Here is a 15,105-nt window from a genome sequence, read left to right as displayed (position 1 = left end):
ATTAAAATCCTAAAGCAACAGAAGCTGTGATCAGGCGAGGCTGCGGTAACGCAACACCACCGGAAGAAAAGAACTCCGGATCTTGTCCGTTGAGTTTTTTATCAGAGTATAGCAGCGCGAGGTTCTGTCCTTCAATGGAGATCTGCGCAGTGCTGGCTCCGATCTTACGCACGATCGAACCCGGGAAGTTATAGCTGAGGCGTACACTCTTTAAACGTATATAGTCACCGTTCGCTACACGCACGGTACTTTTGTTATAGAGGTCGTAGGCGCTCAGGTAATCGGGATTGGTGCCGTTGATAACCTGGCGATCGAGTATAACCGGAACGTTAGTAGTGTTCTCATCACCGGGAACTGTCCAGCGGTTCACAAAACTTTTGGACAGCGAGTTGAAGTCGGTATATCTCGGACTGAATGCATCATCAAGCCTGATCTTGTAATCAAACTTGAACGAGAAGAATACATTCAGTGAAAAACCTTTGTAGTTGAAGATGTTCGAGAAACCACCGGCACCGCGTGGCTCGGCAGCACCTTCATATTTTAATATACTCGTGAGGTTGTCGCGATCCTGCAGATCAAAATTATACACTACCTCACCGCTGCCATCGAAGAATGTAGGTATACCACGTGAATCAAGACCTGCAAATCTGGTTGAAAATAAACCTCTGCGTGGTCCGCCCAACACCGCTGCGCCACCTTGCACAATAGCATCACCGATGCGTGGGTTGAAATCAAGGCGTGTGATCTTATCGTGCGTGTAGCCTATATTAAAGCTTGTAGCCCAGGTGAAGTCTTGCCAGCGCAGGTTCACGGTGTTGATCGAGAACTCAATACCCTGCGACTCCATATCGGCATAGTTGCCGTTCTTGAATGCATTACCACCTACACCGCTGGTCTGTAACAAACCAATAAGATCGTACGAGTTACGTCTGTAAGCATCGATGGTACCGGTAACATCGTTGTCCAGTATACCAAAGTCGAGACCTACGTTAAACTCTTTCAGTTTCTCCCACGTAAGATCCGAGTTTTCAAGATCCTGTATATAGAGATACGTTTCTACATCCGTAGGGCGAAGTGTTACACCGGAGCGTATGTTCAGCAGTGCACTGGTATTCGGACCGAGGTTGGCCGATAGCCCGTACGTTGCACGCAGCTTGAGGTTGGTGAAGAATGAGAAATCAATAAAGGTTTCTTTGTGAAGGTTCCACGCACCGCTCACGTTCCAGGTAGGGAGGTAACGCGCACTCTTGCTTTTACCCAAACGGTTAGAACCATCGTAGCGAACCGTTCCGTTAAATATATACTTCTCTTTGAAAGAGTATGCGCCATTCAGGAACAAGCCTGCAAAACGTTCGCGGTCGGTCCCCAACGCATATATACTGATACCCTGACTGTTCAGGAAGTCGATCATGTTCGGATCTGTATTTACAATACCACCGTTTTCATACACCACACCAATACCATCGGCTCTGCGGCTCATGCGGTTGGTATATTTGATCTCCTGGCCGGCCAGTACATTGATGGCGTGAATCTGGTTGATAGTATGCGACCAATCTATACTGTTGCGTATATAGAAGTTTTTCAGTTCGTCTTCGTTCACGTTGTTAAATCCGCCTTCCGGTAAAACAACTTTGGGTTGAGCTGCCGGATCGTCCGGATCACGATAGAGCAACGGGTTGGCATCCTGTATATATTGTGTGTCATCGGCCCGGTATGCTTCTGCCTGGTTGGAACGTTCGTGAATGACGTGCTCGCGCTTGGTAGTAGCATAACGACCTTGCAGCGTACTGCGGAAGGTAATGTTTTCGCGAATGTTATAGGTTATATCGGCTTGTGTGGAAAGATCGGCTACATTGATGTTTATATAGTTTAGCTCAAGTTCTTCGAGGATGTTGAACGGAGCATAGTTTCTTCTGAAGTATTCGCGGCTGCCATCGCTGTTATAGGGACGTATAGACCGTGCAGTATTCAATGCATAGCTTAATGGATTGATATCAAAGTCGCGTTTATACCTTCCTGTGATCGGGTCGAAATCCCGGTTTTGTGTGCCTGGTACTTTTTGATCGCGATAGTTTGCTGTAAGTTTCAGATCGAGCGAGAAATTCTTTGAGAACTGAAAGCTGTTCTTGGCAGTACCTACATAACGCTTCACGTTATCAGCAATAGTCTGTCCGTTGTCGTGCAGGTAACTTATCGAATAGTAGCTGTTATGTTTTTCCGTGCCGGATGTGAGACTGATCGAATGCTGTTGCTGAAGTGAATTGCGGAAGAGTACATCAAACCAATCGGTATTTGCTGTCTCATACTGATGGAGGAAGTCTTCATTCAAGGTACCATCAGGTCCCCACGGAATTTCTTTCTCCGATATCTCCGTAAACATTTTACCCATCGCGCCATAGTTCTGGGCACGAACCGAAGTGGTGATATCGATCAGTCCTTTCTCATACATCTCGCGATATACTGACATCTCATCAACCGAGTTCAGTATATCATATTGGCTATAGGTAGGGCGTAAGTGAATAGAGAAGTTACCGGAGTAATTTACTTTGGTTTGTCCGCTCTTGCCGCGCTTGGTAGTAATAACGATTACACCGTTTTTAGCCCGCGTTCCATATAGCGCTGTAGCAGATGCATCTTTTAATATCTGCTGCGACTCTATATCATCCGGGTTGAGACCGGCTATAGAAGATGCTGTTAATGTATTGGCATTACCGGTAATGATATCATCGGCAGTAAGCGCATTGAGGTCTTCGAGAATTACACCGTCTACCACCATCAGCGGTTGCGTATCGCCATTGATCGAAGTGTTTCCGCGAATGCGTATCTTCGGACTCGTACCAAATGTACCCGATACGTTATCAACCGTAACACCGGCCACGCGTCCTTCCAGCATTTGACTTGCATCCGTCATACCCGAGGTTCGTATATCCGACATCTTTACATTGACAGCCGACCCGGTAAATAATTTCTTCTCTACTTCCTGGAAACCGGTAATCACCACTTCTTCGAGCTCGGTGGTTTCTACTTCCAACGCAACGTTAATCACGCTTCGCTGGCCCGCATATACAGTTTGCGGAACAAAGCCTATAAATGAAAATTGTATAGAATCTCCCGGAGATTCTGTGAGGATCTCAAAGCCCCCGTTGACATCCGTGATGGTACCACGGGTAGTATTTTTTATTCGTACACTCACGCCCGGCAGTTCAGTTCCGTCTTTTGCCGAAGTTACTTTTCCGGTAACCCGGATTCCCTGGGCCTGAGCTTGGAGTACAATAAATAAACACGGTAATAGCAGCAGTAAAAATCTTCCCATAAGCGATTTAGATACAGACTTCTAAATTTAACCAATTATAGGTCATCTGCAAGTGAGAGGTTACAGGAAGGGAAGACTTCCGGAAATAAATTTTTCACCGAATCACGAATCGATAAATCGTATCATTTGCTGGCGCTGATTTTCATCCGGTAATTTTCCGAAGCCAGCACCTGCGTTGTCGGCCATGTGATGCGGTTTGGAGGTGCCCGGTATCACGCAAGTAACGGCAGTATGTGACAGGATAAATTTCAGAAAGAATTGCCCCCAGCTGGTGCAGTCAAAGTCAGATGCCCACGCAGGAAGAGATTTACCCTTTACGCGCTGAAACAACGCGCCTTCTTCAAAAGGTTGGTTGATAATTATAGCGACTCCTTTTTCTTGCGCCAGCGGAAACAAACGTTCCTCTGCCGTGCGACTGAGCAACGAGTAATTGATCTGCAGAAAATCTACCGGGTTGTTTTTCAGAATGTCTTCAATTTTTGAATACGCACTTTCGGTATAGTGTGTAATGCCGAGGTAACGAATGCGACCTTGCTCTTTCCAGTCGCGTAACGTTTTGAGATGGAGCTGCCAGTCAACCAGGTTATGAATTTGCATCAGGTCCACTTGCTTTCGTTGCAAAAGATTGAATGAGTTATTCATCTGTGCTATACCTTCATCTTTACCAGTTGTCCAAACCTTTGTCGCTATAAATAGTTTGGTGTTGATGTTAAGTTCAGTGGAAAGATCGCCTACTACTTTTTCAGACGAGCCATACATCGGTGAGCTGTCCACAATGCTTCCGCCTTTATCAAGCAGCGTCTTCAATACTTCTTTGAGTGGAACGCGTTCAGCAGCCGCATTGCCAACATCAAAGGTTTGCCACGTGCCAAGCCCTATAGCGGGCAGTAGTTCGCCAGAGGTTGGTATCTTTCTTTTTAACATGGTTGCAGCAGTTGGCGTGGCACATATAGTTAACGGTACTAAACTTAGTGCGGAGAGATGTTGAAGGCAAGTCCGGCGGTTCATGGGAAAATGTGTTGAGGTGTTGACGTGTTGATGTGTCGGGGTGGGCGAGCGGTATAGGAAGTTAATAGTTTCGGAGAGATTATGCTAATTATGTCAGAACACGCGTATAGTATGTACATGTAGAACGTTGTGTGGATTACCGGATTTTTCCGGTGCAGGTATACTATCTGCTGCTGCCGGACGTAGCGCGCCTATAACAATTTGAAATGGCTGAAGATCAAATAATTATTCGATTGCGTATAGCCTTTACGTGGCATTTTTCCTTTGAAAAGGAATTAAGAGTTTAAACTTTAATTCGTAAAATCCATATTCTTTCAGATGATATTCTTACACAGGTAACGAAGTGCCGTGTAGTCACACATTTTGGGTTATTGAAAGTTACTTTCTTGCTTCGTAATGCTTAATGGTACATGTGTGTGTAAGATGTATAACGCCAGATATAGTGTCGTTATTGCAAACACGTGGAAATCATGAGTAAAAAGAAGTGCTGTGGTTACGCATTTTTAGAATAACCCTACACCCTTTAGCCTTAACCCTGTCAGTTGCATGATATTGTCTATACGAGGATTTTTTCGTACGCTGGTTACAGTATGCCTTCATTGTACGCCTGTACTTTTGGCTTTTCTATTTTCCTTACAATTTAGTCTGGTATATGCGCAGGATGCTGGAACCACAGCAGCGCAAACTACTGCACAGAAACCGGAGGAGTATAGAAAGGCGGTAGAGACATTTTATAAACTCGATCAATCCAACAATTTTACCGAGTCGCTCGCTTACGCGGATATGAATGTGTTGCCCATGGGTATAAAACAAACCCTGAGTAACATTGAAGTTACTATCGCGGTAAGCGACATGCGTTGGGAGACCAACTATAGCGAGCTTACGGTTTTTGCACGCGTCAAAATTCCGCAGGATGACAAGCTGCTGTTTTTCGGAGCACAGGGTATAAAACTGTCGCACAACGGTGATATTATAGGCGATGCATCACTCGTGTTGATGGGCGATATATCTATACCTATAAATGGTAACAGCGCAGCCTTAACGCTGAAAGGAAGTTTTGATAAGAACACCGGTCGTGCGAAAGAGCTCACCTATGTATCCATCGATTGCCAGGGATTCAAGGAGATGGGAATTACAGCCGAGGTTGAATTTCCCGAGAGCCTTTTGCAACCGGTAGACACTTCAGGAACGGCTGCCCCCGGACGCGTAAAAGGTGGTTTCAAAACGATCGTAAAAGACTGGAACGATATCCTCGCCTCGATATCACTTCCTCCATTTCAGATCAAAGGTCTGGAAGGATTTATCTTCGTTTTGAACGAAGCTATATTTGACTTCAGCGACTTGCGTAACGACCCGGCTATTGCTTATCCGGAAGGATACGAAACCAACTATATGATTCCGGGCAACCCGAATTTATGGCGCGGTGTATTTGTGCGCGACCTCAGCGTTACGCTTCCTAAACCCTTCAAGAAGAAAGATAAAACAAGAGTATCATTCGCAGCCCACAACATGCTGCTGGATAACAACGGTATAAGCGGTGTGTTTGAAGCAACCGGCATTTTACCGATAGATAAAGGCTCAGCGTCTGGCTGGCGTTTTTCGGTAGATGCATTTCGCATGGCACTTGAAGCCAATCAACTTACTGAGGCAGGTTTCTCCGGTATGATCGGTTTACCGGTATCTGAAAAATCAAACCTCGGGTATGATGCATTGATCACGATGGACAACGAGTATATGCTTCGTGTAAAGTCGCTCGGTAAAACCAAGTTCGATATATTCAACGCCGAAGCTGAGTTACTTCCTAACTCGTATGTAGAGTTGAAAGTTGTTGACGGTTCATTCAAGCCTGAAGCGTTGCTGCATGGTAGTCTTAATTTAGCGGCACGTCTCGGTTCATCCTCCAATCCTGCGGATACTACCAGCGGTAAAAAGATAGCCGAGTTTAAAGGTATAGAATTCAGAAGTCTTCACCTGAAAACAGAATCACCACGCTTTACGGCCGAATACTTTGGCTATAAAGGCGAGATCAAGATGATGAACTTCCCGATCTCGATCGATCGTATCGGTGTAAGAATATTGGAGAAAGAGATAGCGCTCGGTATGGATATAAAACTCACGCTGAGCGACAACATGTTTACCGGAAGTACACGCCTGGAAGTAGTGGGCGAATTGAAAGAATCCGGTGGCGTAGGAGAAGAACAATCGGAGCAGTGGAAGTATAAAAAACTCAACATCAGTAACATTGCTGTCAATGCCAAGATTGCTGAAACGTTCAGTCTCAAAGCGCAGCTTACAATATTAAACGATGACCCGATCTATGGCGATGGCTATGCCGGCAGCATCGAGATGACGTTCGATAAAGTGTTGAAGGGATTCAACGTGCAGGCTCGCGGTATGTTTGGCCGCAAAGACTTCCGCTACTGGTTTGTAGATGGCCGCGTAAAATTCGGACAAGGTATACCGGTGTTCCCTCCGTTGAACCTGAATGGTTTTGGTGGCGGTGTGTCCTATCGTATGAAACGCGATGGTGCTGATCTGCTCGCATCACCAACCGGGTGTAAATATGTACCGGATGAAAATACAGGTATAGGAGTAAAAGCATCTGTACTCTTTAATGTAGCCAACGATGCTGCTATCAATGGAGAAGCATCTTTTGAAATTGCATTTAGTCGCTCCGGTGGTCTCAACTTTATAGGCTTCTATGGATTTGCCAAGTTCGTGGGTAAAATACCGGGCACTGAGAATATAGAGAAGTTTGTAGGTGACAAGATGAAGAAGGTTGCTGACCTTGAAAAGAAATTCGTGGACAACAATCCGGCTCTGGCCAAAACACTGGAGACATTAAAACAATACGAACCGAACAAAGCAGCTACCGCTGTATTTGAGCCTTCCGAGAAACCAGGTGAAGCAGGATTCTCTGCAGCCGTAGGTATACAATACGATTTTACACAAAGTTCGCTGCACGCAACGTTTGACCTATACGTCAATGCCATTGGTGGTGTTATTCGCGGAACGGCTTCCGGCAATCGTGCCGGCTGGGCCGTGTTGCACATCGATCCGAAAGAATGGTATGTACACATGGGTACGCCAACGGATCGCCTGGGATTGAAGATGGGCGTAGGCGGTATCAGCATTGAGACAGGTTCTTACCTGATGTTGGGCTCGCGTATACCAGGATCGCCACCACCACCCAAAGAAGTGGCCGATATACTCGGTGTTGATATGGCCGAGCTGGATTATATGCGCGACCTCAACGCGCTGGGCGATGGACGTGGCTTTGCATTCGGAGCAAGTCTTAAAGTCGCCACGGGTGATATAACGTTCCTCATTCTCTATGCAAACTTCCAGGCCGGTATAGGCTTCGATATCATGTTGAAGGATTACCAGGACATGCAGTGTAAAGGACGCCCGGGCAAGATTGGTATGGATGGCTGGTATGCCAACGGACAAGCATATGTATACCTGCAGGGTGAGCTCGGTGTGAAAGTAAATCTGTGGTTCCTCAAAACGAAAATACCAATCATTAAAGGAGCAGCGGCTGCGTTGATGCAGGCTAAACTTCCGAACCCTACTTTTGTAAAAGGATACCTCGGTGTCCAGTTTGATTTACTCGGTGGACTTGTGCGCGGTAAGTGTCGCTTCAAGATGACTATAGGAGATGAGTGCGAACTGGTAGTGCCGGGAAGCAGTCCGCTGGAGATGCGTATGATCAGCGACCTGACACCGAAAGCAAATTCAACAGATGTAGATGTATTCGCTGCGCCACAGGCTGCCTTCACCATGCGTGTAGGGGTACCGTTCTCGGTTGAAGATGATCAGGGACCGAAGATGTACCGCATCCACCTCAACGATTTCGTAGTGGAAAATGAAGGTAAAAAACTTGATGGTAAACTGGTATGGTCAAGCAACAGCGATGCTGTATCATTCTACTCACACGAAGTGTTGCCTCCAAATAAACCCTTGAAGGCTGTCGTGAAAGTTGGTTTCGAACAATGGCAAAATGGTAAATGGGTAGTAGTATATACTTCCGGACAAAAAGCGGAAGAGTTTATGGAAGCTACCTTTACTACGGGCACAGCACCGGATGTTATTCCGCTTACCAACGTAGAGTATGCATACCCGGTAGTAGATCAGAAATTCTTCTTACGCGATGAGTCCAGCGCAGGGTATATCCAGCTGAAACGTGGTCAGAGCTATTTGTTCTCTACAGAATATAAACATGAAGTACACATCACATCGGCAACCAACGATCGCAAGGCACTTGCCTTCACATACGATGCAGGACAGAACCGAATCAAATATACTTTACCGGAACTCGACCTGCAGACAGCGTATGGCTTTGACGTAGTAACACTGAGCAACGCAGCCGGTGGAGAAGCGACTGCTGTTGAGAATACTGTGCAGGCTGTAAATGACGAAGAGAACAATATAGAAGTAACCAATCGTCAGGCAGCAACGGTGATTCGTTCCGATGTAGGCAAGAGCCTGCTCAACTATACCTTCGCGACAAGCCGCTTTGAGACATTTGCCGAGAAAGTAAATAGTATTCAGAAAGGAAATGCCGTTGCCGGACGTGTGTCTTCGGATGTAATCACATTGCAATATGAGATTGTGAATGCAGAGCCATTCGAAGTACTTGAAATGACCGGTACATCTTTCAGTGGAAACAGATCACTGGTGGATGTGAAAGCGGTGCTGAGTGATGCTTACTTTAAGGAAGATATCGATCCAATGGTATATCGTAATTACCCGGTGGCTGGTATCAAGCTGGATCGTGATGTAAATATACTCGGATTCCCGCCAGTTAAATCTGTACCGGTATCGGCAGCGTATCTCACGGAAGTGGAGAACGGTAATTTCTACGGACTTGCCCGCCAGCGCTTCCCGTATATCTATAACCTGCCGCAGATATACCGCCAGGACTTCACTGATCTCCAGCAGAAGATCGTGAACCAGTTCCTCGGTACGGCACGCCAGGCCGACTATAACTATATCATTAATGGATACTATCGCTTCATCCGCGAAGGTAATTATACCATCGAGCTACAGTATACATTACCGGATGGGACGAAAGGAACCAGCACACGTTTCGACTACTATAATTTCATAAAATAACATGCGGTACGTTTTTACTATAATTTTTTGCGTCATCGCTTCGTGGGCCGTACAGGCGCAGGATACCCTGCGTATTCGCGTACGCGCCAACATAAAGAAGGATATGATTCAGTTGCGCTGGGCTGTTAATTCTCCTATAGCCTGGAAGCAGAGCAACCGCTATGGATTCAGAGTGGAGCGCTATACCGTGGTGCGTAACAACGTTGTATTGCCGGTGCCGGAAAAAGTAGTGCTTACACCGCAGCCGTTAAAGCCACAGCCGCTGAACAACTGGCAGACACTTGCTACCGCGAATAACTATGCAGCTGTTATAGCACAGGCACTCTATGGCGAAGAGTTTCAACTAAGCGATGCAGATTCCAAAGGGGTATCGCGATTGATTGCACTGGCGCAGGAGTTGGAGCAACGCTATCTCGTATCGATGTATGCGGCCGACCTGTGTTACCCGGCAGCATTACTTGCAGGGTGGGGCCTTGATGATAAATCTGTAAAGCCTGATGAACGCTATTTATACCGTGTGATATCCGCTATACCGGAGAAGACATTGAAAGTAGAAATGGGCTCTGCGTATGTAAGTCTCAATGAATATACCAGGCTTCCGCAGCCGCAGGAACTCACCGCTATATTTGGTGACAAAAGTGTTTTACTTGCCTGGAACTACGGCTTGCTGAGCGATCTGTATAACTCTTACTATATCGAGAAATCGAATGACGGTAAGGTGTTCAAGCGCATTACCGATATACCGCTCACCAACATGAACGCCAAAGACAATGTGAATGTACAGCGTATGTTCTATACGGATTCATTGTCGAACAATACATCCACAGTTTATTACCGTCTTGTCGGGGTTACAGCATTTAGTGAAGAAGGTCCTCCGTCTGAAGTAATAAAAGGACAAGGCAGGAACCGGTTGATGTATGTACCGCATATCAATCGTGCTGTGCCGGATGCCACGGGCAAGCTGGAAGTAGAATGGGAGTTTGACGAACGTGGGAATAGTCTGTTAAAAGGTTTTGAATTACAACGGGCCGATAACGCGAAAGGACCTTTTAAACCGGTAGTGAAAAATATAGCCGCCGATAAGCGCAGGATCACGTACGATTCGCTGCAGGCTTCCAATTACTTTGTGATCACCGCTGTGCCAATTGAAGGTGAACCGGTTGAATCATTTCCGGTGCTTATCCAACCTTCTGATACCGTTCCGCCTGCTATACCTACCGGACTAAAAGGCGTTGTGGATAGTCTGGGCGTTGTAAGACTGTCGTGGACCGCCAACAAGGAGAAGGATATACTCGGCTATCGCATCTATAGAGCCCAGACCGCAGGAGAGGAGTTAATTCCGTTGAATGACGTAGCGGTACGCACCAACAGCTTTACCGATACCGTTGAAGTGCGAAACCTGAACAGCAACATTTACTATGCCGTAACCGCATTGGACGGCCGGTATAACCAGTCCGATAAATCGCAGACCGTTACGCTGGAAAAACCAGAGTTGATTCCGCCCTCAACGCCTGTTATCACCAACTATAAAGCAACAGCAAAGGGTATTGTGTTGACATGGGTTACCGGTGGCGAAGAAAATATAGGCTTGCTGAAACTTTTCAGACAGGAGCGGGGAAGCACAGAGAGTACACTGCTGCACTCATTCAGTGATGTTACTGTAACGCAATATATAGATTCAACCGTACAGTCAAACGCATACTATAAATATACCCTTGCGGTAGTAACGAAGCGAGGTTTGTCATCAGCACCATCACCGGCTGTAACGATACAGGCGGCAGTAACGGCCGTGCGCAAAGGAGAGTTCACCAGTTTTACCGCGCGCTTCAACAGGAAGAACAAGCGCGTTGACCTCTTGTGGAAACACGATATACAAAATTTGAAGCAGCTGGAAATATACCGGAGAGAGTTAGACAAAACTCCATCACTATGGAAAGTAGTAAAAGGTTTTGAGACACAGGTATACGATGACAGCGCACAGCCCGAAGTACAATACGAATACCTGATACGAGCCGTACTTGAGAATGGTAAGAGCGGAGCAACGGCTAAAGCAATACTAAAAAGATAATTACGATGTACAGTTTGGTAAATGGTCATGTTATGAGAAGGATAATTTTACTTTTAGTATGTATAGTTGCCTGCGTTACAGTGTCTGCACAGCAGTATGAATATTATATGCGGGCGAGGATACGTTCAGGACTGAATGATGTGAGTGATTGTGGGAGCCACTTTCGAATAACAATGTTGACGAAGACTGGTAAAGAGTATATCTGGTATCAGAGTTTGAATATGGGGGAGGATAACTGGGGTGATTTTAATAAAACCTTTTCCTCCATGGAAAACGATTCGATTGTAAAGATTAAAGTACACTCCGAGCGTTTTACCGAAAGTTGGACGGATTGTGATCACCGTGGTGGTGGCGATACAGAATATACGATAAGCTATCCGTGTAGCTCCCAAACTTTTGACGGTGCATTTCCGGGATATGATGGTGAAAGTACATTACAGGTTACTGTAAAACCACTCTCGGGTGTATATGCCGTTCAGTCAGAAGGCCGGGCCATTGCTCCATCAAATATGTTTTTCTTTACATCGAGTGTAGAACTCAAATACTCCAACGGGGTAACAGAGACTGTGGCTACGATGACAAACACAGATATTGTTAACGGGCAAAGTATAGATTTTACAGATATAAGACTAAAGTCTGGTAAAAATGTACGCGTAACAGAGGCGCGTGTGCGGTCCTATTATATGAAAGGGTTTCTTCAGATCACAGATAAGACACTGACATTTGCTATCAATGATCCTGATCCTGCGTCCGATCTGGACGTAACATTAAATGAACCATATTTTGGAATGGCACCGGGAGGTACGTTACGGATTCGTTATGGGCGCACGGGTACACCGGTTAATTATAGTCCGGGCAGTTCAAATATACTCCCCTCCACAAATGATATTACGCTCGCGGTTCCCGAAGCATACAGTGGTTATCAATGGTATTATCTGGTAGAAGGAAGTATATGGCGAACTTTACCAGCTTCATTCGGAACGGGTAATAAGATCACGATATCCGGTAAGAAATTATTTGATGCGGTTGGTTTGGATTATCATAACTATCTGTTTAAGCAGATTTCCTTCAAGGCACTATATGCTTGTGCCGCAGGAAGAGAAACGAGAACTATACCACTGCGTCACCTGCCATCGGCACCGGGTATCGTATCCACAGAGCCGATTATGGAGACATGTTATAAGGATAACAATGCCAAGCTCAAAATTACGTTTGATCGTGCGCTGTATTCCGGTGAAACCTATTCGGGTATAACATTCAACGAGTTAATCTATATCTATATCAATGGAGAAACCTTCCAGGCGTTTCCTAATCAGCTTGATGCCAATCACAGTATAGAAATCGGTAACCGATCGCCTGCTCTTTATGAGATAACGTTACAAACAACATTCGGAGTACTGGGGAATGGCTACTCGGATGGTGATAACCATAAAGACGAGGCTGAAGTAAAAGAACGCCCACCGATTGTAAACTTCAATGCAGTAAAGGCGGATGTACATTGCTTTGAAGGTGAAGATGGTAAGATTGCTGTGACCGCCCAGGGAGGAACACAAAACTATACGGCATATCTTCTTCAGAATAATAATTACATAGACACGATCAGTCTCACTGAATCAGCGGGAAACAGTTTCGTCAATCTCAAAGAAGGCGACTATGTTGTTCGATTGAAAGACAGCAATGGATGTGATCCGAAGAACCTGATTACAAGCGCGGTCATCGAAAATCCGGCTGAGGTAAATCAACCGGCACAAAAAGTACTGGTAAGTACTGTGGAAAATATAGAGCCGCTTGGCTTTGGCTTGAAGAATGGTCACGTAACCGTTCGTGCCGAGAGCGGTACATATCCCTATACCTTCGATTGGACAGATGAGATAAATAGTGTAGGCATGACAGGCGATGCACCTGTAACGGAAGGTAGCAGTATGAAGAGTACGCTGTCCAATATAGGTAAAGGTAAATATCGCGTAGTAGCGAAAGATAATCAGTATGCATTGGCCTTTCCTCAGACGGAAGTGAATATCCGTGGTTGCTACGATACATTAACAATCTTTGTGGAAGAGCCACCGCTGTTGGAAGTAGTACTGGCGCAACAGCATTATGTGTCATGTTACGGATATACCGATGGCGAAGTAGTGGCTCACGCTAAAGGTGGAAGACCGTATCTTGCCGGGCATACTTATGAACCTTATCAATACGAATGGTTTGTGGTTGACGCAGCAGGAGGTACTACTGGCTTCGGAGAATCCGATAGCACAGCACTGCAACGTCCGTCAGCACTATACCGCGTGAAGATTACCGATCGAAATGGAATCATTGCATGGTCACCCGACTTCAAACTCGTGCAACCGGATGAGTTGAAGATCAACTTCAAAACGTCACAATTACTTTGTAACGGTGATGCGAATGGAACATCCGAAGCATTACCGCAGGGCGGTACAAAACCATACCGCTATGCGTGGAGCACCGATGAGACAACCAGTCTCATCAGCAACCTGACAGATGGAATGTATTCCGTTGTAGTAGTAGACACCCGCGGTTGTACAACCTTTGGACAAACAGAAGTAGTTGTGCCGAACAGCCTTGCTGCCGAAGCAGTTGTTACACCGCCAACCTGTGAAGGCTATACCGATGGTTCCATCGTGTTGACCGTTACGGGAGGTAAAACAGATTACAACTATAAATGGCAACATGGTCCGGAGACTGCCGATGTTAGTGATATTGGACACGGCACCTATACCGTAGTGGTAACCGATGCCAACGGATGTTTCATTACCCGCGAATATACTCTCGACAATCCCGAGTTGTTTGCACTTGATCTCGGACCGGATCGTGTGCTCTGTCGCGACCAGGTATTAGACTTAAATACAACGATCGAAGATCCTTCATCACAATATATATGGCAGAAGGACGGTCAGTCATTCGCATCCACAGCTTCCGTAACGTTGAGCGATGTTGGAAACTATAGTGTAAGAGTGACAGACAGCAAAGGTTGTTTCAACCAGGATGAGATAACCATTACCCGCGATGATACTGAGATTGCGGCTAGCCTGGCCGTTGCGACCCGTGTACCGCAGGGAGGAAAAGTACGTGTGGCAAATATCAGTCACCCGACACCCGACCGCATTGAGTGGATCATTCCATCGCAGGCAACGGTGTTGGAAGAAACTCCCGAATACCTCGAGCTTATCTTCCGGGACAAAGGCGAGTATCCGATTGGTATAAAAAGCTTCAAAGGTCAGTGTGAAAAAATATCGACCAGTACCGTACGCGTTGTAGACAAGAGCGAACTCACCGACTATAAAACTCCGGATGAACCTTATATAAAACAATTCGCAGTTACACCGAATCCAAACGATGGACACTTCAAGGCTACGATCGAGTTGCGTGAAGCCGGTGCCGTGAAATTGATACTCTACGCCAATCAGTCCAATATCATACGCGAAGACCAGGTTACGGGTAAAGCATTTATCGAGATGGAATACGATGTATCATCCTCTACCGGAAGCGGCTTGTATATGCTGCAGCTGATCACTGCACAGGGACAATCAACCTATAAAGTAATGATCAATAAATAAGACAAGCCGATTCAGTTCAATAGCAA

General features: G+C 46.0%; 5 protein-coding genes. 3 read left to right on the top strand and 2 right to left on the bottom strand.

What is annotated here, in order from left to right:
- Position 1: 1 nt before the first annotated feature.
- Both ACFQ21_RS02795 and ACFQ21_RS02790 read right to left on the bottom strand, forming a co-directional pair.
- A complete protein-coding gene (locus tag ACFQ21_RS02795; RefSeq protein WP_377574524.1) occupies positions 2-3,313 on the bottom strand; it encodes a SusC/RagA family TonB-linked outer membrane protein in 3,312 nt (1,103 codons plus the stop codon).
- A gap of 102 nt (positions 3,314-3,415) precedes the next feature.
- Positions 3,416-4,237: an aldo/keto reductase gene (locus tag ACFQ21_RS02790; RefSeq protein ID WP_377574521.1), complete on the bottom strand. Its 822-nt coding sequence runs from the start codon at positions 4,235-4,237 to the stop codon at positions 3,416-3,418.
- A 699-nt stretch (positions 4,238-4,936) separates the two neighbouring features.
- Here ACFQ21_RS02790 and ACFQ21_RS02785 point away from each other — a divergent pair.
- From ACFQ21_RS02785 to ACFQ21_RS02775, 3 genes are all read left to right on the top strand, one after another.
- Positions 4,937-9,436: a hypothetical protein gene (locus ACFQ21_RS02785; protein WP_377574518.1), complete on the top strand. Its 4,500-nt coding sequence runs from the start codon at positions 4,937-4,939 to the stop codon at positions 9,434-9,436.
- A gap of 1 nt (position 9,437) precedes the next feature.
- Positions 9,438-11,504: a fibronectin type III domain-containing protein gene (locus tag ACFQ21_RS02780; protein ID WP_377574516.1), complete on the top strand. Its 2,067-nt coding sequence runs from the start codon at positions 9,438-9,440 to the stop codon at positions 11,502-11,504.
- Positions 11,505-11,770: 266 nt separating this feature from the next.
- Positions 11,771-15,079: a SprB repeat-containing protein gene (locus tag ACFQ21_RS02775; protein ID WP_377574514.1), complete on the top strand. Its 3,309-nt coding sequence runs from the start codon at positions 11,771-11,773 to the stop codon at positions 15,077-15,079.
- Positions 15,080-15,105 lie beyond the last annotated feature (26 nt).

The sequence above is a fragment of the Ohtaekwangia kribbensis genome (genome assembly GCF_042676245.1).
GTDB lineage: Bacteria > Bacteroidota > Bacteroidia > Cytophagales > Cyclobacteriaceae > Ohtaekwangia > Ohtaekwangia kribbensis.
This window is presented reverse-complemented; position numbering and strand designations above follow the sequence as displayed.